The sequence below is a fragment of the Marinobacter sp. ATCH36 genome (genome assembly GCF_023555055.1).
In the GTDB taxonomy this organism is placed as follows: Bacteria; Pseudomonadota; Gammaproteobacteria; order Pseudomonadales; family Oleiphilaceae; genus Marinobacter.
Window position 1 is genome coordinate 669,981 of the sequence record NZ_JAMJPL010000001.1, and the last position, 25,283, is coordinate 695,263.

Here is a 25,283-nt window from a genome sequence, read left to right on the forward strand (position 1 = left end):
TTGCGCGGATCTGACTTATCAATATCTGGACGTTGATAAGGGCGGCAGCACTTCAAAAAAATTAGCTATTTATTTTCTCCACGCGGGCGATCAAGTAGCGTTGTGCCCTATTAGGCTGGCATTTATGCCAGCCTTTTTTTTATCGTGCGCTATATGTGTGTCGCGTAGCGCCTTGAAGGGTGCTCTTTCGATTCTGGTGGTGCTAGCCGGATGACTTGGGAGGGGGCAACCCCTTTCTTGATCCTGTCGAAACTGTTTTAAATAGGATGACGGCGCCTGAACGTCTTTGGTGTTTGACCGGTTTCACGCTTAAAAAAGCGAGTAAAATAAGGCGCTTCTGAAAATCCCAAGGAGTCCGAAATCTGACTTATCGTCATGCTGGTATAGGTCAGCTCTCTTTTGGCCTGAAGCACGACGCGTTCGTGAATGACTTGTAGGGCGCTTTTATTCACTAGCCTCCTGCATACGGTATTTAGCCTTGCACCGGTTGTACCAAGTTCCAATGCCAGCTCCGTAACAGTTGGCTGCTCAGCATACCTCACGTTGACCAAATCCTGGTACTGCTGCAATAGCGTCTCAGATTGATCGCTAGTTCGAACGTTGAAGTCTCTGGCTGCCCCTTTCTGCTTAATTTTTTGCCGGAATATAAAAACAGCTAATGCTTGAACGAGTCCTTCCAAGCAGACACTGCGCTCTTGAGCAGGTTTTGCATACTCGCTCTCAATCAATCGAACCATCAGCGTCTCGACACCGCCTGGCATCACTGGAATCATCGATACCTCAGACCATAGGGAGCCATCGAGACTGAGCCTTTTTGAGTATTCCTCAATCATAGGCTTGGCAAGTGTTATTACACTGCCCTCCACATCTCGCGAAAAACGAAAACCATGAATCGCCATACTTGGAATTACGAACAGAACTGATTCATAGAAACTGAACTCCTCTCCCTCAAGCTGCAAAACAACACTTCCAGAACGAACCTCTAGAATGTGCAATAAATCATTATGTCTGTGAGGTTTGATGCACCAGTCGTGGCGGCGGCTTCTGGCAGCGATTGATTCGCAGTGTAAAAGGTCTGGGGTTGGCCAGATCTTATGCTCTCCGTAAAGTTGGAAAATGGGAACTAGTTTTTCATCGCTGGTTTTCATGGGCACACCTAAGTTCGTTGAAGACCGCAAAAACTATCATATGTCCAATTATACTGCCCATTTGTCTATTACTTGAACAGTGGTTTTATTGGATTATGAATGTACACATCCCAATAACTAACTAAAAGGTACAGATTGTGAAAACTCAGGTTGCCATCATTGGTGCAGGGCCCTCCGGCCTCTTGCTAGGACAGCTTCTGCAGAAGCACGGGATTAACAATATTATCGTTGAGCGTCGATCAGGCGAGTACGTTTTAAGTCGGATCCGTGCCGGCGTTCTTGAGCAGGGGACCGTCAATTTACTGAGAGAGGCCGGTGTCAGCGACAGAATGGATGCAAATGGTCTGCCTCATGACGGCTTCGCTCTAGCATTTGGAGGGCGAAACGTTAGGATCGACCTGGCGGGACTTACCGGTGGCAACAATGTCATGATCTACGGTCAAACTGAAGTTACTCGAGATTTAATGGACGCTCGGGCAAAATCAGGCGCGACGACTTTTTACGAGGCTTCTGACGTCAGAATTCACAATGTTGACTCAAAACATCCTTACGTATCATTTGTTGAGAACGGAGAGACCGTTCATCTGGAGTGTGACTATGTTGCTGGCTGCGACGGTTACCATGGAATCTCCAGGCAAACAATTCCAGACACAATAATAAAGACCTTTGAGCGGGAGTACCCGTTTGGTTGGCTTGGCATTATTTCAGAAACGCCACCAGTGTCTGATGAGCTAATATACGCCAGCCATCAAAGGGGGTTTGCGCTTTGTAGCATGCGCTCCGAGACACGCAGCCGTTATTACATCCAGGTACCTTTGGATGAAAAGGTAGAAGATTGGCCAGATGAGAAATTCTGGGCCGAACTCAAAGCAAGGCTGCCCGAGGAAACTGCTGCAAAGATGATTACCGGGCCATCTGTTGAGAAAAGCATCGCGCCTTTAAGAAGCTTTGTTGCAGAACCGATGCAGTACCATCGCCTCTTCTTGGTAGGAGACGCTGCGCATATTGTGCCTCCAACCGGAGCTAAGGGGCTAAATCTCGCAGCAAGCGACGTGCACACTCTTTATCAACTGATGCTGAAAATTTACAAAGAAGGGCGAACTGACCTTATTGAGCGCTATTCAGACACCTGCCTTCGCAGAGTTTGGAAAGCAGAACGCTTTTCCTGGTGGATGACCTCCGCCATGCACAAATTTTCTGACAAGGACGACTTTAACAGCCGTATGCAGCGGGCCGAACTTGAGTACTACACTGGCTCGGAAGCAGGTATGACAGTTATCGCTGAGAACTACGCCGGACTGCCTTACGAAAAACTTGAGCCTTGACGATAATGCGGGCAAACATCGGCTCAAATTCAGCATGAGTTCGCTCTGTAACTGTCACATCAGACGCCGTTTCCGAAAACTTTTTCTCGTAGATTAAGAGCGAATAGAACAGTTGGCCAGGACGCCTTCGATTACATTGAGATGTTTCATGACCCGGTTTGTTGGTACGACAACAATAGTGGGCTGTCCCCGGTGGACTTCGGAAGGCAATACTTTAATGCCGTTAGATGTCAAAGGTATGGAGGTTCACCACAGATGGCTCAGATTAAGAATAGCATACCAACAGGAAGCTCTCAGGGCGGAAAATTTTGATGTAATATCAAAAATCAATACCATTCTGGCTAAATTGAAATGGTCAGTATTAAGTGCCTGATCAATACTAGAGAGAACATATCCACAGACTTTTCTGGTCATTATTGAATAATGCGAGAGCTGATTATCGATTTTCGTGGCCAATACTTCCCGCTCCCCTGCCCAAGCGCGATCTTGGTCAACTGAGTACCACGAGAAGCAGAAAAAAGTCGTTGCCAAGGAAAGGAATAGTCAACCTGTTTTTCTAAATTTATCAAGGTCCGCTCGAATGGCGAAGGCTTGCAAGAGCTCGATTAATTGGAATCTGACTTGTCTGAGGATGATTTACACACCATTTTTGTAAAACATGAAGAATTCCTGAATGCTGTAAAAGGAGAACAATAAATATGTCTACCCCCCCAAATCTGATCGCTACACCACTTTATATTGATGGTTCCCGTGTTAATGCGTCCAGCGGCGAATTTTATCAGGTCTTTAACCCCGCGCGTACTTCGGAGCTGATTGGTTATGCCGCCAGTGCCAGCATGGAGGATGTAGATAGTGCCTGCGAAGCCGCCCATGGAGCCTATCATGCCTGGTCTGCATTGAGTTATGCAGAGAGAGCTGTCTATCTACGCAGTATTGCCAGGCATCTAACATCCGACCAGGATGAGCTGAATGCCCGCATCCGGCTTTTCACGCGCGAGCACGGCAAGGTGTTCAAGGAAGCAAGCATTGAGATGAGTCGCTTGGGTGAGCGCTTTTCGCAAGTTGCCGATTATGCTGACCGACTTGCCGATGATCAACAGATCACCGATGGCATCTTCGATACCATAATCACGCGTCAGCCCCGAGGGGTTGCCGCTTTGGTCGTGCCCTGGAACTGGCCGCTGTCTATCATGGGAGCCAAGCTTCCCCAGGCGCTTCTGGCAGGGAACACTGCGGTGCTCAAGCTGTCGCAGCAGGCTTCACTGGCGCCTGCACTCACCATTGCATTAATTGCTGAGGCATTGCCAACGGGTGTGCTCAACCTCCTGACAGGACCGTCATCACGTATTGGTGATGGACTCCTATCGCACCCTCGGGTACGCAAGATTAACTTCACAGGGAGCACGGCGGTGGGCAAGCATTTGATGCGTCTGGCCGCCGATAACTTGACTCCGATTACACTAGAGCTTGGAGGTAATGATGCCGGCCTGGTACTGGAAGACGCCGAACTAAATGAGGCTGCGTTCATGCGTATGTATTTGGCGGCATTCATGTCTGCTGGGCAGATCTGTATGGCATTGAAGCGTTTGTATGTGCACCGTAGTCGTTATGATGAATTGGTGGCCGGGCTCTCGGCGGTGATGTCGAAACAGGTGATTGGCGATGGCCTTGATCCCGAGGTGACAATGGGACCGCTCAATAATAGGAAACAGCGAGATTTAGTGGCTGGGATGATTGCCGAAGCCCGCGATGCCGGGACTGAGGTGAGGGAGTTTGGTAGGGTGCAGGATCCGGTACTGTTCGAGGAAGGATACTTCCTGAGACCGACTCTGGTGCTCAATCCAGATTCCACGCTACGGGTTGTAAGGGAAGAACAGTTTGGTCCAGTTTTGCCGATCATCCCATTCGATACGGATGAAGAAGCGTTGCAGATGGCCAATAACTCAGACTTTGGTTTGTGCTCATCGGTGTGGACAGGAAGCAAGGAAAGGGCATTGAAGCTGGCCCGTAAACTGGAGGCCGGCTACACGTACATCAATGGTCATGGGCCTATGGCGCAGGATAACCTGGCACCCTTTGGTGGCCTCAAGCAAAGTGGCATTGGCCGTAACCTCGGTTATGAAGGGGTGTTAGAGTTTCAGGAATATCACAGTATTTCGTCTCCGAAAAGTTGGCTGCTTTAATTAACGCTCAATATGGTCAATTAATTTGTGTCGTGCAACTAAGAGCAAAAGCATATAAAAACGATGTATTCACGCTCAATGTTGCCTGTTAAGACCTATGTGGTGCATTTGTTATCGAATTCAATAATCTCATTAGGCGCCGCATGTTTGATCTCAAGCTCCCGATGGGCAGCCAATTCGTGTTGGGTGCGGAAAAGACTTTCTCGCAGGTTACCTCTTGGCCGAATAGGTAGTGATGGGTGCAATGGTGACAATCGCAGGGGCGCCGAAAATTCAGTTCTAGCTGCGCACAAGGCCTTAGCAATTGGTTCAAAGCAGTCCCAGATTTTCTGTCTGACTTGGCGTTGTGCTGTGTTTCAGTGGCTGATGCCGGTCTTTCTTAACAACATGTGATGGATATTCCGATTATGACTGACAATTCAATTCGCGCATTTACCTATGAATTGCTGAGGAAGTACGGCATGACCACGGTTTTCGGCAATCCAGGCTCCAACGAGCTGCCGTTTTTGAAGAATTTTCCCAGTGATTTTCGCTATATCTTGGGGCTGCACGAAGGAGCCGTTATGGGCATGGCGGATGGTTATGCGATGGCCACAGGGCGACCCACCATGGTTAATCTGCACGCTGCTGCAGGTACGGGTAATGCGATGGGAGCGTTAACCAACGCTCATTGCTCGCAAAGCCCTTTAGTGGTAACTGCGGGCCAGCAAGCTCGGAACCTGATTGGTGTTGAAGCTATGCTTACCAACGTTAACTCAACCTTGTTGCCGCTACCTCTGGTGAAGTGGAGTTTTGAACCCGCGGAGGCTGCAGATGTCCCAAGGGCCTTGAGTCAAGCCATACAGGAAGCTACTCTGCCCACGCCCGGGCCAACTTACGTATCTATCCCCCATAACGACTGGGATGAAGACGTTGATGCTAATATGGCTCATCTTTTGCGTCGGGAGGTCGTTGTCGGTGCAGAACCTAGTCGGAGTCAGATCCAAGCATGGGCTGACTTGCTGGCTCAAGCAAAGAGTCCGGTGTTAGTGCTCGGTCGTGAGGTCGACGCACAGAATGCCAATGCCGATGCTGTGAGGCTTGCCAACAAGCTGGGGGCGCCAGTTTGGATGGCGCCGTCGGAGTCCCGCTGTCCGTTTCCCACCAACCACCCATCCTTCAGGGGTGTGCTGCCGATCTCCATTCGGGAGGTTTGCGAGCGCTTGGAAAAATATGACGTCATATTAGTGGTCGGAGCGCCAGTGTTTCGTTATCATAAGGACATGCCCGGGAATTACCTGCCACAGGGGGCCCGCGTGTTAAGCTTGACTGGCGACACGCATCAAGCCGCTCGCGCTCCCTTTGGGGATGCACTAGTAAGTAATGTTAAACGGGCTCTGGCCTGCCTGGTAGATGCCCTTGATCTCACTGGGCGAACGCTTCCGGAGCCAATTGAAAAGCCAACCCTGCCGGCTGATCTGCCGGGAGCTATCCATCCAGAAAATCTGTTCCACCTGTTAAACAGGTTGGCGCCTGAAAATGTTACGTATGTCAAAGAAGCGACCGCACCGGCAACAAAAAAGGCTTTCTGGTCACAGATTCAAATGACTCAGCCTAGCAGTTATTTTTTTCCATCTGCAGGGGGGCTCGGATTTGGCCTGCCTGCGGCAGTGGGTGTTCAGCTTGCTTTGCCTGACCGGCGGGTGGTGGCCATCATCGGTGACGGTTCGGCCAATTATGGCATCACAGCCCTGTGGTCGGCGGCTCAATGTCAGGTTCCCGTCATATTTATAATTCTCAAGAACGGCACGTATGGTGCGCTGCGTGAGTTCGCCTCGCTGCTGGGTGCAGAGGATTCACCTGGGCTGGACGTGCCTGGTTTGGACTTCTGCTCTATTGCGCGAGGGTATGGCGTCGACTCCGGAACGGCAGACAATGCTGAGGCTTTCGGATGCTTGTTCACACAAGCCTTGAACCAGAGTGCCCGCCCTTTCTTAATCGAAGTCAGCACTCCGTTCGGTAAATAGGCTTTAGGCTTCTTTCTGCCTGACCGAACATGTGGCTATTTGGCACGTTCGGCTCAGGTACGCGCATTGAATTAACTGCCTCCAGCTCCGTCGCGCAAAACCAGTTTTGTGCTGCGGAGCGACTTGCCCGAGTTTCCTGACATTAGTAAACCTGAGAGTCCGTGACCTGAAATGGTAGATCTTAAGCAGCCAGATTATGACCAGTCGCAAATTGGTTGGCAATTTGAGAGTGCAACGGTTAACAATGGGATGGACTTCTCCTCATCTTCACGATGGTTGACTGTTCATTTACCATTTTGGCACGTAGATACCGGTTAGGTGAGGAGGAGTCCATCCCATTGGTCCATCAGGTGGTCGCCAATATCCTTTCGTGCATCCGGAATTGAACGGTAGCCGAGTGAAGGAATCCATTCGCTTTTCAAGTTCCGGAAGCGGCGATTTTCAACCCAGTTGTGTGTGCCACAGCAATGCGCACGGTAAGACAGGAGTTATATGTGCAGCATGAGAAGCTGTTGAAATGATGGAGGAACCGACCCTCCGAAGTCTGCCTGCAGGGGCTGGCTTCAAACCATCCTGAGTGGCATTGGCTGAAGACCGTTGTCGTAAGCGTCAGGAGAAACGGCCCACCCATGTGGTGTGTCAGGTAGGAACCGAGAAGGCGAGCACAAGCGAATCATCGTTCAGGTGTCGAAATTGAAAACTGACATCAAAACCGGGGGCCACAACTATCCCCGGGACAAGTCCATCGGAAACCTGCTTACTGGGTGGATGGTGTCCGGCATAGAGATGGCGCGAGCTCGGTTCAGGCATTTCAACGGAACTGTGGGAACTCGAATCCATGATGCCAAGGGAGAGCATCAAGTGAAGAAAAGCAAGATGCAGAGTACCGATGCATGGTTCGAGGACGGATTGGTTCGTAGTAGCAATGATGAGCCTGTAATGGGCTCGGAGCGAAGGAGCCGAGTTCCTTCGGCTGATTCCATGGCCAACTTTATTAGGATGAGCCTGTGAACTCAGCAAAACCGTTTGATATTTCCAAACGCCTGGTATGGGAGGCATATCAGCGTGTTAAATCGAATCGAGGTGCGGCCGGAATAGATGGCCAGACGATTCAGGACTTTGATCGAGACTTGACCAACAATCTGTACCTGATTTGGAATCGGATGTCGTCCGGCAGCTATTTTCCACCGGCGGTCAAAGCAGTTCCAATTCCGAAGAAAAGTGGAGGGGAAAGATTACTCGGAGTACCCACAGTCAGTGATCGCATAGCGCAAACTGTAGTTACGATGACGCTGGAACCGATCCTGGAACCTGTCTTTCATGCGGACTCGTACGGATATCGGCGTGGAAAATCCGCGCATGATGCGCTTGCGGTCACGCGAAAGCGGTGCTGGGAAAGGGACTGGGTGCTGCAGTATGACATCCGTGGCTTGTTCGATCATATTGATCATGAGCTATTGCTCAAGGCCCTTGACCACCATTGTTCTGAATCCTGGGTGCTGATGTATGTGAAGCGCTGGCTAACGGCACCGATGCAGACGCGAGATGGTAACCAGAAAGGCCGGAACGTTGGCACCCCACAAGGGGGTCCGTTATCACCAGTCCTGGCGAACCTATTTCTGCATTATGCGTTGGATCGTTGGTTAACCGTTTACCACCCGGACATCCCATTCTGTCGATATGCGGATGACGGAATACTGCATTGTCGAAGTGAGCGTGAGGCACAGTATCTGCATTCGCAGTTAGAAATGCGGCTCAGACAATGCGGTCTCCAAATGCACCCCGATAAAACGAAAGTTGTGTACTGCAAGGATAGCCGGCGACAAGGGAGCCATGAAAACATTCAGTTTGATTTTCTTGGATATACGTTCAGGCCGAGGCGCATCGTCAACCGGAGCGGGAGAAGCTCGCTGGGTTTCACGCCAGCAGTCAGTCGTCAGTCGATGACGTCTATGAGGCAGGCGGTAAGGCGATGGCACCTGAATCTTCGAAGCGAGTTATCAATAGACCAGATCGCCAAAGCATTGGCTCCACGAGTCCGAGGCTGGATCCGGTATTATTGTCGCTTCAGAGGGTCTGAATTTCAGCCGGTAGCAGATCATATCGATCGAGCCATCATCCGATGGGCGATGCGGAAATATAAGCGCTTGCGCGGCAAGAAGATGAGAGCAATCTCATGGCTTGATCGTATAAAGAGCAAACACCCGAATCTATTCGTTCACTGGAGTGGACGTGGTGCGTTTGCGGTTGAAGCAATGGGAGCCCGGTGAGCTGAGAGGTTCACGCCGGGTTCTGAGAGCAGCTGAGGGGGCAGTTCCCTCGGCTGACTCACCCCAAATAGCTGCACTTAAGCCGCCAGTTTATTAAGCTCAAATTCCTGCGGCTTACCAGGATTGAGCGCTACCGGTCCGGTGACCTCCCCAGTTCCGGGTATTCCCAGACCAGCGCCGTGGATACCGGCGCTTTGCTCTTTCATAAACCATTTCCCGATGCGCCATGTGAACACTTCGTTCTGGTCTGAACCCGTAGGAGAGCGTATGAAAGTCACTTTCCCACACTGGCTCCATTGCCATAACCATGGCCCGTTGAACGATGCGGTCGCGCAGGGTCGGGATACCCAGTGGTCGTTGCTTGCCGTTGGCCTTCGGGATATACACCCTTCGGGCCGGTGACGGGCTATAAGCATCGGAGAGTAAATCGTTCCTGATTTGTTGGAGAATAGCCGGCAGCCTGGCCTGGGCAGTCAGCTTGATTTCACCGTCGACCCCGGGCGTGTTTGCCCCTTTGGAAGACAGAGTGATTCGAGCCGCTTCTGCGAGCCAGTCAGGCTGCGCTATCAGGCGCAACAACCGGTCTACCCGGCGAGCGGGGTCGGCTGTTGTCCAAGTCGCTAGCTTGCGTTGCATTTCACTGATTATCAAAGGTCTTCACCTTGTTTGGTCAGGTAGTTTGCGTGGCAAACACGTTTAAACTGCTCCCCTTCGCCATGTAATGGGCTTTCCCCATCGCGGACTACTACGGGAGCTCCGCCAGTCAATTCGGCTTTGGAGTCATGCCCCCTTGGCATCCGATATTGACCTTCCCCGGTTTACCTATCTGGACTCCAGCATGCTGAGGAGGCTGCCCATCGCACTCTTTATCCTTGCTTGCCGCAACTTGACAGGAAGCAGCAGTCCGACCTGTGATGGATACTGCTGTCTCGAAATCCGACCTATGTGTACGAACTTCTTCGTTTGGCAGCGGCGACATTTCCAAGCTGCCTCACCTCCCTTGACCCGTGAATACAATCGGATCAGAGCTTAACTGCATCTTCAAGCTGTCCAACTGATGAGAGCCATCTGAGTAGAGCAGTTGCTGCGATTGTCTGGTTACGGCTCTGAGGGCGGCACGGGTTCCCCGTTCCAGGTAATCATTACAGCGCAATACTCGTGTTTCAAAGACTTTGCCAGCAAGTGTCAAGAACATGCCGTTTGCTTGTCGCTCGAACAATTCCGTGTCTAGTAGGCTTCTAGTTTTCCTATCGCCTGCGTGATTGCAGGCTGGGAGAAGAATGCTAGTGGAGCAGCCTTGCTGATGCTGCTGTGCTTGGCTGCCTCAATGAAGATACCGACGGTGTCTCAGGTTGGGAATAGCGAAATGCATGGCGGTTCTCAGGGCAGGCGAGTTTGATGGCTCATTCTTAAAAACCAATACCGATTCGAGTAAATTGAAATAGCCAGTCTCATTTGCCTGAACAATACTAGGGACAATTCATTCCTAGACCGATTTTATCAGTATCCAACGTGTGAGAAATAACTATAGATGGTCATGGTCACTACACCAGCGCATCATCACAGAATAAATTGGTTTGGGTCATCACGAAGCAAAAGACAGGAGAACAATAAAATGCAACTTAAGCGTGTCAATGTAGTCAGTTCCCTCCGTTTCAGATTTCAGGAATTTCTTAGCGTTTTCCCCTGTACCCGAGGTGGCATCCTCAATCCGGTCATGGCAGCGACCCTTTTGACGGGAGCGTTTATTGCTTCCCCGGGAGCGCACGCAGACGTACTTCGCCTCGCGCATTTCATGTCACCCCAGCACGTTATGCACGAAGAAGTGATGGCACCTTGGGCAAAACAGATACGGGACGAAACGGGCGGCGAGCTAGTTGTACAGATTTACCCGGCTCGCCAGCTTGGTGGTACCCCGCCGGGACAATACAAAATGGCTGCTCGAGGGATGGCGGACATCGCTTTCGGTTTGCAGGGTTACACCCCACATCAATTCCCATTGTCGACGGTCTCTGAGTTGCCCGGTTTTGCTGAAAATGCAAATGATGCGACTGCGAAACTCTGGGCTTTTTGGGATGACCACCTTCAACAGGAATACGCTGACACTAAGCTATTGGCGATTTGGACCGGAGATATCGCCATAATCGCCACCAGGGATAAGCCTGTACGTACGCTGGAGGATCTGAAGGGCATGCGTATTCGGACTCCCTCCAAACTTTCCGGCAATGTGCTAGAGGCCTTGGGTGCATCACCAGTGAGCATGCCTGTCACTGAAGTCTACACAAGCCTTGAGCGCGGCATCGTGGATGGTGTCCAAATTCCACTTTCTGCAGTCAAGTCGTTTGATCTCACTGAAGTGGCAAACTACTTCACAACGGGAGCGCCGCTGGGGTTTTCGCCGTATTTTCTCGTTATGAATCAGAAGGTTTACCAAGGACTTCCCAATAATTTGCGCAGAACTCTGGATTCAACCATTGGTGAGGCTCTGAGCGAAAAGGGAGCGAGTGCCTACGAGAGAGAGCGGGAAGCGATACTTGTCTCGGTCAGGGAAAGCACGGATGCCGAAATTATTGAGCTCGAAGAAGGTGAGCAAGATCGCTGGCTTGATGCTCTCGCCCCGGTGGCACAGCAGTGGCTGGAGTTAGTCGATGAAGCTGGAGTGCGTTCTGATGGCGAGAAGATGCTTCAGCAACTCGGGCTTGGCTCGGAGCGCGAGTAATGTCTAATCGTTTTTTTTCAAGCACAGTTAAATATTCAGAGTTAGCTCTCGTCTGGGGTTGCTATCTTCTTGCCGGCATTGCGGGGGTAACCCTGGTATTCATGATGGGCATGATTGTGGTCGATGTTTTTTTCCGTTACGTACTCGATACGCCGCTCATTGGTGTTTATGACTTAGTAAAGCTTTCTATGGTTGTGGTTGCGTTTTGTTCTCTGGCTTACACAGGGCTGAAGGGAGCTCATATCACGGTTGATCTCTGCAATCCGGTATTTGCCCGGATTCGTCCCAGATGGATTGATGCGTTGCTCTATCGGTTAGTGATGTTTATGGCATCCGGGACCGTGCTTTGGCTTGCATATCTGTCATTAGATCAAGCGTCTAAGAGTGAAGCCATGCGGGAAGCCTCGACAATGATCGGTGTGCCGCATTACCCCTTCTATGGTGTTATTGCGGTAGGTCTGGTCTTTTACGGACTGGTTCTCCTGGCGGACGCAATTCGGGGGGGGCAGCGACTCGTGCCGGTGGGTTCAAATGGCGAGCAGGGGGAAGCTTCATGACCTCCGTAGAGATTGGGATGCTCGGGCTGGTAGGACTGCTTACGCTAATCATGCTGCGGATGCCTGTGGGTGTAGTAATGATACTGGTAGGTGGAGTCGGATACAGCATTATTGCCGGTATCACTCCGGCCCAGTCAGTGCTCGCAAATTACCCTTTCCAGCACGCGTCCAGTTACTCCTTGAGTGTTATTCCCCTTTTTGTATTGATGGGGCAATTGGCAGTGCAGTCGGGAATAAGCCGGGATCTGTTTGCTGCGACCTACGCATGGATTGGCTCGTTTCGTGGCGGCCTTGCGAGTGCCACTGTGGCTTCTTCAGCTGGTTTCGCAGCGCTGTCGGGATCCAGTGTGGCATCTGCCGCCACCATGGGGTCGGTGGCCTTGCCAGAGATGGACCGTTACAAGTATGACACTGCCTTGGCGACCGGCACGGTCGCCGCTGGGGGTACGCTAGGGATCCTGATTCCGCCTAGTACTGGTTTCATCCTTTATGCGCTTCTAACAGAGGAGTCAATTGGTCAACTCTTCATGGCCGGGGTGATCCCGGGAATTATGTTGGCGCTGTTGTTTATCTTGGTAATCTGGGTGCAAACAAAATATCGCCCAGAACTTGGGCCTCCAGGCCCGAAAAGTAATTGGCGGTGGAAATGGGTCTCATTGCTGCGCGCCAGTCCGATGCTTTTGATTGTCACGTTAGTTATTGGCGGTATTTACGCGGGAGCATTCACGCCCAATGAGGCTGCCGGTATTGGAGCCTTTCTGACCCTAATCGCGGCATTACTAAAGCGCACGATGGGCTGGCGGGATTTTATGATCACGATACTCGAGACAGTGAAGATAAGTGGGATGGTCCTGTTTGTCGTCATCGGTGCTTATCTGTTCAATCCTTTTTTAGGGCTGACCCGCATCCCTGGAGAACTGGGTATCTTCCTCGGGTCGCTCGATATTCCACCGATGGTAATTTTCCTTTGTGTCCTGGCGTCGCTAATTGTGCTAGGGACGTTTTTGGAGGGCCTAGCGATTCTCGTTATGGCCATTCCCATCGTTTTTCCGATTATCGTTGGCTTGGGCTACGACCCGATCTGGTTCGGGGTGATGGTAGTGGTCACGCTCGAAATGGGGCTAATTTCCCCACCATTGGGAGTTATCGTTTTCGTAGTTCGTGGCGTTGCAACCTCCGTCCTGAAACGCGACGTACCATTGGCAACCGTTTTCAAAGGAATACTTCCATTTTGGTTGGCCATGTTTGTCCTAATGATGCTTCTGCTTATATTTCCTGAGTTAGTGCTGTATTTGCCAAACCAGATGTATAACTAACAGTGTTTTATACGCACGAAAAATATATTGATTAAAACAACTTAAAAAGTAAGAAAACCACGGGGCAGGGATTGGTGCCGGGGGAATTTATTACAGGGAGGTTAATAGATAAGTCAATTCAATTACAAAAATAGAGAGTTGCATTTATGTATTATTTTAGCAAAGTAATAAAAAAATCGATTGCTTCATTGCCAATTCTAGTATTGAGCATGGGCGCTGCATATGCACAAACATCAAAGGGCCCACCGTTGCAGGCCTATCCATCAATGGAGCCCGATCAGGAGCTTAAGAGCGGTGAAATGAGCCGAGTTGGTCCGCCGTCGAGCTGGCGACCCACTTTTCGTTTACCAGGCACTGAGACAGACCTTCGCATAGGTGGTTATATCAAAGCGGATTTCATTTACGATTTCGATAAGGATCTGGGAGCTGTCACCAATCCATTTTTAGCGGACGTGACACCCCGAGAAACTGATGGCAAGTTCAATGCACACGCATTAGAGACGCGTTTCAATATTGGTACGAGTACGCCCACGAAATATGGTCGACTAAACACCTTCTTTGGAAGTCATATGTTGGGACGACCCGGCCGTGGTGAAGAAGAGTTGCTTTCGATACGACATGCGTATGCCGAGCTTGGGTCTCTGTTGGCAGGCCGCACTTGGTCGAACGTTATGAGCTTCATTGCATCGCCACGAATTGTAAAGTTGGGCAGCCCGACCGGAGGTGTCTTTACTCGTCCTGCGCAGATTCGTTACTCAATGAAGTTTACACAAGATCATCAGTTATCATTCTCGTTAGAGGATCACGACGCCATAATATCAAACGCCAGCGGCAATCCAACGCCGCGAGACGACGTTTCTGTTGCTACCAATTCCAGCGCACCGGCACTTACTGCTCGATATGAGTTCGGTCGTCGATTCGCCTTGGCAGGTATGGTGCGGGAGCTTGATGTGGAGAGCTCGGGCATTGACGATTCTGCATTCAGCTGGGGTGTCTATGGGCATTATGCTCAACCCTTGTGGTCATCCGCTGTTTTAAAGAGTGCATTATGGGTGGGTGAAGGCAACGGCTCATATATGAGCCCAAGCCCGACGGATGGCTATGTCAAAGACGGCAAGATCAAACCCATTGAACATGCATCGGGCTATGTGGCTCTGGAGCAAAATTGGTCTCCTCGGTTCACCAGTACGCTTGCCTACTCACGGGTCCAGCGTAGCGGTGTTCCTGACAGCCTCGCAGCAATTGAGCGTCGGCGAGTGGACACAATATGGGCGGACATATTCTTCAATCTCACGCCACGGGTAAATTTCGGACTAGGATACGCCTACGCCCGGTCAGAGCGGTTCGATGGCAGAAATGGTAATGCTAATCGAATCAACGCCATGATGATGACCCAGTTCTGAGGCCAATTAAATACCTAATGGGCTGTATCGGTCCGTTAATACTGTCATTTGGGGGGCGGTTCAGATGCCCTCCGCATTTCAATAAAGGAGTTTTTATGAACAAGATCGAGGAATCTGGACTGCCCCTCGCATTCCGAGTAAACGCCGCCGACGTGCTAAGCATCCCTCCCGCCCCTCACCGAAAGGGACTGGATTATCGTACTGCGGTGCGCTCGTTGACTGCAATGCAAAAAGAAGCTTTGGTTCTCACTACTGCTGGCATTGCCTGGAGACTTACCAGCGATGAGGGACCGTACTTGAACGGCTTTGATATGGCACCTGCGCCGCTTGGCTTTCTGACTGCTGGGATGGTTAGTTCCTATATGATGGAGCTTCGCGCCTTGGCACGAGAACGTGGTATCACCCTCCATCAGGTTCGCATGATTCAAGACAATTACTACACCATGGAGGGGAGTGCTCCGCGCGGTACTATGGTTGCTGGTGCGTTACCGGTGGACTTAGAAATCCAAATCGAGAGCGATGGTGAAACCGGGGCAGTCAATAAACTGCTCCAGGATGCCGTTCACGCGTCGCCCTTAAATGGACTTATGCGTGGTCGTCACGAGAGCCTGTTCACATTGACAGTGAATGGCGAAGTTGCTGACGTTGGTCGTGTGCCTCAGATACCCGAAGGAGCCTTGTCCGATCCGTCTGAGCGTTTCGATGATGCAGAACCTCGACCCACGTTGGATGAGGCTCTAATTCGAAAGGTAAACGCTGGAGAAATTACCGAAGGAGCCGGCGGACGTGGAAGCAGCCTAAAGAGTGACCAGCAGCGTACTCTTCACGTACAAGGTATCTGTGAAATTCGGTCTGATGGTTTGCTCGCGATTACGCAACATTTATTCAATCCAAAAGGATCTTCGTTCCAGTTTATCGCTGATGAAACCGGCGAGCAGGCGCCAGATCCGGCAACCCTCATCTCGGCAGGGCTAGGATTTTGCTTTATGACTCAGTTGGGGAGATACGCCCAGATCATGAAAAAGGATTTATCTGCCTACCGAATTTTGCAAGATACTTTCTTCACGCCAGGTGGTGGTTCCGGGCGGACTGGTAAAGCAGGTGAGGCTGACCCAGTAGAGACGCACGTCTATTTGAACACGACTGAAGGAGAAGATTTCGCTAGAGAGGTAGTGGATATGGGAGAGCAAACCTGCTTTTTACACGCGTTTTGCAAGACTGATCTTAAGACACGGATTCGCTCGACGTCCTACCGGCAGGTTGGGTGAGTAGTATGTGGGTGCCCCGTCTGAGCGATCGATCTTAGGCTGCGAACAAAGATGTTACAGAAGGGGAGTGCTTGTAGCTCCCCCTTTTTTCGTGAGTGGCACCAGAAAATGTCTCATTTTGAGCTTGACCGTTAAACCTAGCTGGCGAAATTCAACTTTACCTTAGTTATTCGAGCTCACACCCGATGGAGTTAGCCCATGTAAACGGGCGAGACTTTATAAATTTTTACCTTTTTTGCTTTTGAACTTTTAACGAAACTGCCGGGAAATTTCTAATTGAATCTAAACAATAATTAATAGTCAGTAGGACGTTGTTTATCCTCTTTAAATACTTTTATGGTGACGTGCATGATTTTCGATATTGATCCACCGGAAACGGGGGAATGGCTGGATGCGTTAGAGTCTCTGATTGAGAACGAAGGTGTGGACCGGGCAAAATACATACTTGAGAGGCTTTCCGAGCGGGCCAGCCGTGACGGCACAGAGCTACCCTACGCTATCACCACGCCATTCCGGAACAGCATTCCCGTCTCCCAGCAGACGCCAATGCCCGGCGATCTGTTCATGGAGCGTCGTATCCGCTCACTGATTCGCTGGAATGCCATGGCCATGGTGATGCGTGCCAACACGCGCCCTGGCGATCTGGGTGGCCACGTTTCATCATTCTCCTCTGCGGCCACCTTATACGATGTCGGCTTCAACTACTTTTTCCATGGCGGCGATGATAAACGCGAATCTGACCTGGTGTACTTCCAGGGTCACTCTTCCCCGGGTATCTACGCCCGTTCCTTCCTTGAAGGCCGTTTTGAAGAGAAAGATCTGGACAAATATCGTGAGGAAGTGGACGGCACAGGCCTGTCTTCCTATCCTCACCCCTGGCTGATGCCCGATTACTGGCAGTTCCCGACGGTGTCCATGGGCCTCGGCCCCATCCAGGCCATCTACCAGGCCCACGTGATGAAGTACCTCGACAGCCGCGAGCTCATCGAGATGGGCGACCGCAAAGTCTGGTGCTTTGTCGGTGACGGTGAGTGTGATGAGCCGGAAACCCTGGGCTCCATTTCCATGGCTGGCCGGGAAAACCTCAGCAACCTCATCTTCGTGGTGAACTGCAACCTGCAGCGCCTGGACGGCCCGGTTCGTGGTAACGGTAAAATCATTCAGGAACTTGAAGGTGTCTTCCGTGGTGCCGGCTGGAATGTGTCGAAAGTGATCTGGGGTCGCCACTGGGATCCGCTGTTCGAGAACGACAAGGACGGCGTGATGCAGCGCACCATGGATGAGGTGTGTGACGGTGAGTTGCAGAACTTCAAAAGTAATGGCCCGGCCTACACCCGCAAGCACTTCTTTGGCAGGTATCCCGAAACCGCCAAGCTTGTTGAAAACCTCTCTGATGACGAAATCAACAAGCTCAACCGCGGCGGCCATGACCCGTACAAGATTTATGCTGCCTATCATCGCGCCGTTAACAACAACGGCGGTCGTCCAACGGTTATCCTGGCCCATACCATCAAGGGCTATGGGTTCGGAGAGGCCGGCGAGGCGCAGAACACCGCCCACTCGCTGAAGAAGCTGGATATTGAACAGCTGAAGGCTTTCCGTGACCGGTTCGCAGTGCCGCTGAAGGATGAGGAGCTCAACGACGTTCCCTATTACCGGCCGGCACCGGATAGCCCGGAAGTTGTCTACATGAAAAAGCGCCGCCAGGAGTTGGGTGGTTTCTATCCAAAGCGGCGCAAAGACTGTCAGCCGTTGCAGATCCCCGATCTGGATATCTTCAAGGCGGTGCTGGACGGTTCCGGTGAGCGGAAAATTTCAACCACCATGGCCTTTGTCCGGATACTGACGGCTCTGACCAAAGACAAGCGTATCGGCAAGCGCGTGGTACCGATCGTGCCAGACGAAGCCCGTACCTTTGGTATGGAGGGTATGTTCCGTCAGCTGGGTATTTACACGGCCGAGGGGCAAAAGTATGTTCCGGAAGACCGTGACCAGATCATGTATTACCGGGAGGACAAAAAGGGCCAGATTCTTGAGGAAGGTATCAACGAAGCTGGCTCCATGGCGGCCTGGATGGCGGCTGCAACCTCCTACAGCACCAACAATTTCCCGCTGATTCCGTTCTATATCTTCTATTCCATGTTCGGCTTCCAGCGGGTGGGCGATCTGGCGTGGGCATCCGGTGACATACAGGCCCGTGGTTTCCTGATCGGCGGTACCGCCGGCCGGACCACTCTTAACGGTGAAGGCCTGCAGCACCAGGACGGGCACAGCCATGTTCTCGCCAACACCATTCCGAACTGCAAGGCCTATGATCCGGCCTACGGCTATGAAATGGCCGTGGTGCTTCGTCACGGCATGAAAGAGATGTTCGAGGACAACAAGAATATCTACTACTACCTGACGATCGGGAACGAGAACTACGAGCAGCCGGCAATGCCCAAAGATTGCGAAGACGGCATCATCAAGGGTATGTACCTGTTCGAGTCGGTCGAAACCAAGGGGCGCAAGAAAACTCCCCGGGTACAGCTGCTTGGCGCTGGTGCCATCCTCAACGAAGTGCGTGCTGCGGCCCAGATGCTCAAAGACGACTGGGGCGTTGCCTCCGATGTGTGGAGTGTGACCAGCTTCAACGAGCTGGCCCGTGAAGGGCAGCATGTAGAGCGCTGGAACCGTCTGCACCCGGATGACAAGGCCAAGAAAGCCTATGTCACCCAGTGCCTGGAGAATCAGACCGGGCCAGTGGTGTCTTCTACCGATTACATCAAGCTGCACTCCGAGCAGCTCCGGGCGTTCATACCCAAAACCTACCTGACTCTCGGTACCGATGGCTTCGGCCGCAGTGATACCCGGGAGAAGCTGCGCAGCTTCTTTGAAGTTGACCGCTACTATGTAACGGTATCGGCGCTGTCAGCCCTGGCTCAGGATGGTGAGGTGAAGAACGATGTGGTTCTCGACGCCATGCGCAAGTACGGAATCGATCGCAATAAAACGAACCCGGTGCTGAGCTAAGGAGACCGCTATGAGTGAGCAGGAAATCAAGGTTCCGGATCTCGGCGGTGCGGACGAGGTTGAGGTTATTGAAATACTCGTCAGCAAAGGGGATTCGGTTGAAGAAGAAGATCCGATACTGACGGTCGAGTCCGATAAGGCGTCCGTTGAGTTGCCTTCGCCCGGTGCAGGCAAGATCACCAAAATCACCGTCAAGGTGGGTGACAAGGTCAAGGAAGGCGATGTTGTGGGCATGATGGAAGCCAGCGGTGATGCTGGTGGTTCTGATGACGAAAAAGATACTAAAGAAGCTGGCTTCAGCAAGAGCGTTAAGCCCGATCTCAAATCCGAAGGCAAGGCTAAAAAGGAGCCGGCACCAAAAAAGAATACTGGTTTCCGCTTGGTGACCGCGAAGGTACCGGCGCTAGACGGCTTGGAGCATGTGCCAATTATCGAAATCAACGTCAATGAAGGCGATGAGGTAGGGGTGGATGATCCACTGGTCACCGTTGAATCCGACAAGGCGACCATGGAGATCCCTTCGCCTTATGCAGGGGCGGTAGGCAAGATCTTGGTATCTGAAGGCGAAAGGATTTCGGAAGGTCATGAACTGGTTGAAATGACCATTGTTGAAGATAACGGCCAAGGTGAAGAGATTGGTTGGGAAGACACATGCTCTGAGCCGCCGGAGTCTTCCATTAGCGACAAACAGGAAGGCAAAGCCGAGACGGAAAGAAACAGTGAAGAACCGAAGCCGGCGCAGCCGTCTGCCACTCACGAACCGCCCACTCCCGGCGCCAAGATTCACGCTGGCCCGGCGGTGCGCAAGCTAGCCCGGGAATTCGGCGCAGATCTTGCCCGCATCAAAGGCTCCGGCCCTAAATTTCGTATCATCAAAGATGATGTGCAGGCTTTTGTTAAGAGCCAGCTGCGGCAGGACGGTACGGTGGCTGGTGACAGTGGTTCCAGTATCCCCGGTGTGAAGCTGCCGGACTTCAGCCAGTTTGGTGAGGTCAAGCGTGAAGCCATGTCGCGGATGATGTTCGCCACCGCGAATAACATGCAGCGCAGCTGGCTGAACGTACCGCACGTGACCCAGTTCGAGGATGCGGACATCACCGACATGGAGGATTTCCGCAAGGCCCAGAAGGCTGCCGGCGAGAAGAAGGGCGTGAAGATGACGCCGTTGCCGTTCCTGCTGAAGGCCTGTGCCACGGCGCTGGCGGAGCTGCCACAGTTCAACGTGTCTCTGGACATGGAGCGCAAGGAAGTGGTGCGCAAGCAGTTTATTCACATCGGCATTGCGGTGGATACGCCCAACGGGTTAATGGTGCCGGTGATCAGGGATGTGGACAAGAAGGGGCTTTGGGAGCTTGCGGCAGAGAGTGCGGAGCTGGCGCAGAAGGCCAGGGACAAGCAGCTGAAGCCGGCTGAAACGCAGGGGGCCTGCTTTACCATCACCAGTCTGGGTGGTATCGGGGGTACGGCGTTTACGCCGATTGTGAATACACCGGAGGTGGCAATTCTTGGGGTGTCCAAGGCGGCAATGAAGCCGGTCTGGGATGGCAAGGGTTTCCAGCCGCGGCTGATGTTGCCGCTGTCTCTGTCCTATGATCATCGGGCGGTGAATGGTGTAGATGGTGGCAAGTTAATCAGTCTAATAGGTGATCTACTGGGCGACCTTAGGAGATTGTTACTCTGAAGAAAATTCCCTGATTAAGCGCATGTTCGTTGGCGAGCTTCTGACTATTACTATGTAGTGGTTCAATGATTCCGGACACCAACGTAGGTGGTAATATCGCCACCATAAACGAGGTGTCTGATGACCAGAAAACGACGATCTTTTACGCCAGAGTTCAAACAGGAAGCCGCCTGTCTGGTGCTTGACCAGGGCTACAGCGTTGCCGAAGCCAGTCGCTCTTTGAATGTCGGCGAGAACGCCCTCAGGCGATGGGTAAAACAGCTTTCTGAAGAACGTGGCGGGGTTACACCCAAGTCCAAAGCGATGACCCCGGAGCAGCAGCGGATCCAAGAATTGGAAGCCCGTTGTGAAAGGCTGGAACGGGAGAAATCGATACTAAAAAAGGCTACCGCTCTCTTGATGTCGGACGAGATGAATCGTACGCGCTGATAGGCCAGTTGAGTGAGCAGGAGCCGGTTGAGATGGTCTGTAAAGCGTTTGAAGTATCGCGGTCCAGCTATTACGAGTATCGCCGCAGGCGGTCCGTAGTGGATGCCGAGCGAGTGGTTCTGCGAGCCGATGTGAACAGGATCTTTCGCAAGAGCCGAAGCTCAGCGGGAAGCCGTATGATCACCACCATGCTTAATGAGGAAGGCGTTGTGATCGGACGCTTCAAGGTTCGCCGCCTGATGAGTGAGCTGGGGCTGATCTGCAAACAACCTGGTCCACACGCTTACAAGCAGGCCACTGTGGAAAGACCAGACATTCCAAACCGGCTGAATCGTGAGTTCAATGTCAGCCACCCAGACCAGGCGTGGTGCGGTGACATCACCTATGTGTGGGCTGGTCAGCGATGGAGCTATCTTGCGGTTGTTCTGGATCTCTATGCCCGCCGTGTAGTTGGCTGGGCGGTATCAGATCGACCTGATGCTGAGTTGGTGGTAAAGGCATTGGATCATGCGTATGAGCAACGAGGAAAACCGACTGAGGTTCTGTTCCACTCTGATCAAGGCAGTCAGTACGCAAGCCGATTATTCCGTCAGAGGCTCTGGCGTTACCGAATGGAACAAAGCATGAGTCGCCGGGGAAATTGCTGGGACAATGCCCCGATGGAACGGGTCTTCCGAAGCTTGAAGTGCGAATGGATCCCATCACTCGGCTACCGTTCCATTCCGGATGCACGAAAGGATATTGGCGACTACCTGATGGACTACTACAACCGGCAGCGACCTCATACATTCAATGACGGTTTGCCACCCGTGATTGCGGAAGAAAAACTTAAAATACTGTCCGGGATTAGTTGACCACTACACTACCACCTCTGCAAGGTGTAGTGGTTAAATGATTCGCCGAGAGTGATTGAAATGCTTTGGGAGTTTAGACAGGGTTGTATTTGTGTACATTAAAAAATCTACTGGCTAAATCCCACGTTATCAAATTACAAGGTTTTAATGTGTGACATGAAGTTAAATTTTCCGAAAGCTGTGGCTGTGTCCCTAATTGTTGGTTCCTTCCTTAACCTGATTAATCAGTGGGAAGGCATTTTTGCAAATGATTCTGTCGATGGACTTAAACTAACACTTACTTACATGGTGCCTTTTTTTGTTTTTCTGTTTGGGCAGTGGAGTAGCAGACATACTCGTTTGTAGTGGTTAATTGTATGTCTCTAAAGGTGGAAAAAAGGATCGAAAGAAGGGCATCCCTCAAACTAGCTTTAGTCAGATTGCATTCATCGAATGGCTCCTAAAACTGAGTAGTAGTGATGTAGATTCAGCCGTGAAATGGGCTGAAGAGATTGGGCTAACTGACTTTGAGTTAGAAAGCTTGAACCGCATTGACTGGCTTCAATTTGTTTGCGAGCGATTTGCATCAAGGGAGAATTACCCCGATGCATTCCATCTTTGGGCCGCAGAGCGCAATGGAATCGATGTTTTTCTAACTCTGGAAAAGAAATTGCCTAATAAAGTGCAACAGATCAAGTCTGAGAAGAATGCAAATTTCAGGATTGGCACTGAAGTATTGAGGCCGTTGGAGTTTTTGAAAATCTTGGGTGTTTCCGAACTGGACCACGTGCCGGTAAGACCGGGTAGATTTTATACCGCTATTTGAATCGATAAATCATAACAAACGCGGGCAAGGGACGCTCGGGGCATCGTGCCCTTGCGAGCGTTGAGTAACTTTCGCGAATGTCCGCTTTGCGACCTCAGCGTGCTTTGTTTCCGAATAGCGGATTGGGCTGGCCCCTATCTGAAAAGGTCTGCTTTGTGGTCATAGCAAAGAAGTTGGACCCAACATCGGTTCCACCATTGTGCGAAACAGCGGCCAAATTATAGTGAGCCAATCATTGAGAAATATTTTTTTGACGGGTCTTTTGCCGGCACCGCAGGCTACTTAAACGGCGCGTCGTCTCGGCCGATGTCGAAAGGAATCGACAACAGAAGTTGAAACCAGGCCTCTCCCCGGCGAGTCACACCACTTGGCAGGTGTCGCGTTTGCCTGGCATCCTTGCCGGCGCTGAGCCCAGATCGTCCTGATCAAACGGCTCGACAGTAGTGTCGGGTTATCAGTCGGCCGGTGAAAGCAGATACATCTGCAATGCGGGTGGGATTTATCCTACAGGTAATACGAGTAATCATCGGCTTTCACCTCCGGTTAGAGCGTGGGCTTTTGAGATATAGGGGAAGTTAGTGAAGTATTTCCAGCATTCTCTGTTGGCTTTGATGCTGCTTATGGTGTCCGGAGCGGTTAGCGCTGAGATGGTCAAGAAGACGTCTTCTGGTATTTGCCATCCACCCGCGAGCTCATATTACGAACGAACCCAAAGCTTTCAGCCTTTTGAGTCCATTGATGCCTGCATAACAAGTGGTGGGCGCTTACCAAAGAGGTTGGCGCAAAACCAATCAATTCCGCCGAGGAAGGATAGCTCAACGTCTTACGAGAGATCGGCTTTCGGGCATGGGTGGGACGATGCCGATGGCGATTGTCAGGACAGTCGAGCTGAAGCATTGATCGCAACGTCCAGCACAACGGTGCGATTTGCCACCGACAAAGAGTGTCGAGTGGTTACCGGCCGCTGGATAAGCCCCTTCACTGGCAAAGTTATTCAGAACAGTGGCGAGATCGACATTGACCACGTGGTCCCGCTGAAGTGGGCCTGGAAGCGTGGAGCAATGGGTTGGTCTCAACTTAAAAGGGAACGGTTTGCGAACGATAGGGTCAATCTTTGGCCCGTCGAGCCTGAATAGAAGTAAGGGGGCCCAGGGTCCGGACGAATGGTTGCCACCGTCTGGACAGTGCGGTTACGTGGCAAGGTTTCTGCGCATCGTAAAGCAGTATGAGCTTCAGCCCTCCGCACCCGAAGCAGAGTGGATGGCGTCTTTTCTTAATAGGTGTCGGGGCTGACGTCTTGCTAAACTGAATGGTGTGACATCGCAGCCAATCAAGCGAGGCTCTATGAAAAAGAAAACATTTACTGAGCAGGAGCTACTGGAAGGCCTTGATGCTGAGTCAGGGCACGCTGACGAATTGGCCACACTGCTCCCTCATGAGCTTACGCCACTGGAACGGCTGAAAGGTTCGGTTTTACGCTATGATCGGCCTACGGATACTGTCTGGGATGAGTGGTTCGACTCAGACGACGGTGTTTCCGACGATTTCATGCAAGACCGGGAGCAGCCTCCGAAGGGGCGGGAGTAATAATGCCCGCAACGATCCGTTCTCGCATCATGGCCCTGGCCGAAAATTATGCCGTTCATTACCAGCCTACACCTGATGATGCGCTGGCAGAGATCGCCACTCGTCTTTCCGGTGATGAGGTCGTCACGGATGAAATGGAAGACCTGCTTGTTGCGCTAAAGCGCGCCGGGGCCATCAGCGGCGCAGAAATGATGAACTTACTTAGCCAGTATTTGACCGAAAAATATCGTCATTAGCCAAATCCGCGGCACAACGCTGCCCTAGCGGTGACTTCCGCCTAGTAACGGTTCCCAATGGACGCCCTCTGGGAAGTGATGTAACAGCCTGTATGGCGTCCCAGAGCCAAACTGATGGGTGAAATAATCGAGGGAGTAATGGCTGAAGCATTAACCATCCAGGCATATTGGAACGGTAACTGGACAGATGCTGGTAAAGCGGTTTTTCGTGATCCTCTTAAAGGATTAACCGGACCCCTACAATTCTATTACGACACAATGTACGTCAATGATGCCGATACCTTTCGCCCCGGACTGAATTTCATGGATGAGCGGGCTATCAGCGTGGCCCTTCCGGGTGATTTTGTCAGCCACTTTAATGAACAACACGCCTCTCCGCCCCTGAGAGACATGATCCCCCAGGGCGCAGGTCGACGCGCTCTGTGTAGCTTATGGGGCGAAAAGGATACAGGGCCCGGCATGGACTTTCGCTTACTCAAAGAAG

General features: G+C 51.7%; 20 protein-coding genes. 17 read left to right on the plus strand and 3 right to left on the minus strand.

Translation table 11 applies throughout. The features are described 5' to 3' along the window. Positions 1-257: 257 nt before the first annotated feature. Positions 258-1,148 carry a helix-turn-helix domain-containing protein gene (locus tag M8010_RS03000; RefSeq protein ID WP_250088202.1) on the minus strand — a complete coding sequence of 297 codons (891 nt, stop codon included), beginning with the start codon at positions 1,146-1,148 and terminating at the stop codon, positions 258-260. A gap of 137 nt (positions 1,149-1,285) precedes the next feature. Here M8010_RS03000 and pobA point away from each other — a divergent pair, with 137 nt between their 5' ends. The 4 genes from pobA to ltrA all read left to right on the plus strand — a co-directional run bounded on the left by pobA (position 1,286) and on the right by ltrA (position 8,932). Then, positions 1,286-2,473, plus strand: a complete 1,188-nt coding sequence (gene pobA / locus M8010_RS03005) for a 4-hydroxybenzoate 3-monooxygenase (RefSeq protein ID WP_250088204.1) — start codon at positions 1,286-1,288, stop codon at positions 2,471-2,473. A 698-nt stretch (positions 2,474-3,171) separates the two neighbouring features. Continuing rightward, the gene (locus tag M8010_RS03010) at positions 3,172-4,656 is read left to right on the plus strand and encodes an aldehyde dehydrogenase family protein (RefSeq protein ID WP_250088206.1); all 1,485 of its coding nucleotides are present in this window, start codon (positions 3,172-3,174) and stop codon (positions 4,654-4,656) included. A gap of 392 nt (positions 4,657-5,048) precedes the next feature. Beyond that, positions 5,049-6,662, plus strand: coding sequence for a benzoylformate decarboxylase (gene mdlC / locus M8010_RS03015; protein WP_250088221.1), 1,614 nt, complete (start codon positions 5,049-5,051; stop codon positions 6,660-6,662). A 1,007-nt stretch (positions 6,663-7,669) separates the two neighbouring features. Further along, positions 7,670-8,932 carry a group II intron reverse transcriptase/maturase gene (gene ltrA / locus M8010_RS03020; protein WP_250088222.1) on the plus strand — a complete coding sequence of 421 codons (1,263 nt, stop codon included), beginning with the start codon at positions 7,670-7,672 and terminating at the stop codon, positions 8,930-8,932. A gap of 114 nt (positions 8,933-9,046) precedes the next feature. On the opposite strand, the gene M8010_RS03025 is transcribed toward ltrA, so the two are convergent. Together M8010_RS03025 and M8010_RS20085 are read right to left on the minus strand one after the other, a co-directional pair. Next, on the minus strand, positions 9,047-9,583 hold the full coding sequence (locus M8010_RS03025) for a reverse transcriptase domain-containing protein (RefSeq protein ID WP_349666081.1): 537 nt from the start codon (positions 9,581-9,583) through the stop codon (positions 9,047-9,049). A 576-nt stretch (positions 9,584-10,159) separates the two neighbouring features. Beyond that, entirely contained in the window at positions 10,160-10,267 is a 108-nt protein-coding gene (locus tag M8010_RS20085; protein WP_502846200.1) for a helix-turn-helix domain-containing protein, read from the minus strand. A 280-nt stretch (positions 10,268-10,547) separates the two neighbouring features. On the opposite strand from M8010_RS20085, the gene M8010_RS03030 reads away from it, so the two are divergent. The 13 genes from M8010_RS03030 (at position 10,548) to M8010_RS03085 (ending at position 24,799) form a co-directional block, all read left to right on the plus strand. After that, positions 10,548-11,651, plus strand: a complete 1,104-nt coding sequence (locus M8010_RS03030) for a TRAP transporter substrate-binding protein (RefSeq protein WP_250088235.1) — start codon at positions 10,548-10,550, stop codon at positions 11,649-11,651. Next, entirely contained in the window at positions 11,651-12,208 is a 558-nt protein-coding gene (locus M8010_RS03035) for a TRAP transporter small permease (RefSeq protein ID WP_250088237.1), read from the plus strand. Before M8010_RS03030 ends, M8010_RS03035 begins: the two co-directional genes overlap by 1 nt. Beyond that, complete coding sequence (locus M8010_RS03040; RefSeq protein WP_250088239.1) at positions 12,205-13,524, plus strand: TRAP transporter large permease; 1,320 nt, start codon at positions 12,205-12,207, stop codon at positions 13,522-13,524. Before M8010_RS03035 ends, M8010_RS03040 begins: the two co-directional genes overlap by 4 nt. 146 nt (positions 13,525-13,670) lie before the next feature. Further along, positions 13,671-14,927: a DcaP family trimeric outer membrane transporter gene (locus M8010_RS03045; RefSeq protein WP_250088241.1), complete on the plus strand. Its 1,257-nt coding sequence runs from the start codon at positions 13,671-13,673 to the stop codon at positions 14,925-14,927. A gap of 95 nt (positions 14,928-15,022) precedes the next feature. After that, positions 15,023-16,195, plus strand: coding sequence for an OsmC family protein (locus M8010_RS03050; protein WP_250088244.1), 1,173 nt, complete (start codon positions 15,023-15,025; stop codon positions 16,193-16,195). A 348-nt stretch (positions 16,196-16,543) separates the two neighbouring features. Next, complete coding sequence (aceE, locus tag M8010_RS03055) at positions 16,544-19,207, plus strand: pyruvate dehydrogenase (acetyl-transferring), homodimeric type (RefSeq protein ID WP_250088252.1); 2,664 nt, start codon at positions 16,544-16,546, stop codon at positions 19,205-19,207. Between the two features lie 10 nt (positions 19,208-19,217). Beyond that, positions 19,218-20,888: a dihydrolipoyllysine-residue acetyltransferase gene (locus M8010_RS03060; RefSeq protein WP_250088260.1), complete on the plus strand. Its 1,671-nt coding sequence runs from the start codon at positions 19,218-19,220 to the stop codon at positions 20,886-20,888. Between the two features lie 120 nt (positions 20,889-21,008). Next, positions 21,009-22,171 (plus strand): IS3 family transposase gene (locus M8010_RS03065; RefSeq protein ID WP_250088270.1). Its coding sequence is split into 2 segments (ribosomal slippage): positions 21,009-21,264 and positions 21,264-22,171, totalling 1,164 coding nucleotides; the frame shifts between segments, so codons are not numbered across the junction. 156 nt (positions 22,172-22,327) lie between these two features. After that, on the plus strand, positions 22,328-22,516 hold the full coding sequence (gene nrtS, locus M8010_RS20090; protein ID WP_502846188.1) for a nitrate/nitrite transporter NrtS: 189 nt from the start codon (positions 22,328-22,330) through the stop codon (positions 22,514-22,516). A 7-nt stretch (positions 22,517-22,523) separates the two neighbouring features. Further along, complete coding sequence (locus M8010_RS03070; RefSeq protein ID WP_250088272.1) at positions 22,524-22,976, plus strand: hypothetical protein; 453 nt, start codon at positions 22,524-22,526, stop codon at positions 22,974-22,976. A 647-nt stretch (positions 22,977-23,623) separates the two neighbouring features. Then, positions 23,624-24,112 carry a GmrSD restriction endonuclease domain-containing protein gene (locus M8010_RS03075; protein WP_250090102.1) on the plus strand — a complete coding sequence of 163 codons (489 nt, stop codon included), beginning with the start codon at positions 23,624-23,626 and terminating at the stop codon, positions 24,110-24,112. Between the two features lie 208 nt (positions 24,113-24,320). Beyond that, positions 24,321-24,563: an AbrB/MazE/SpoVT family DNA-binding domain-containing protein gene (locus M8010_RS03080; protein WP_250088273.1), complete on the plus strand. Its 243-nt coding sequence runs from the start codon at positions 24,321-24,323 to the stop codon at positions 24,561-24,563. A gap of 2 nt (positions 24,564-24,565) precedes the next feature. Continuing rightward, positions 24,566-24,799 carry a hypothetical protein gene (locus tag M8010_RS03085; RefSeq protein ID WP_250088282.1) on the plus strand — a complete coding sequence of 78 codons (234 nt, stop codon included), beginning with the start codon at positions 24,566-24,568 and terminating at the stop codon, positions 24,797-24,799. Positions 24,800-25,283: the final 484 nt, after the last annotated feature.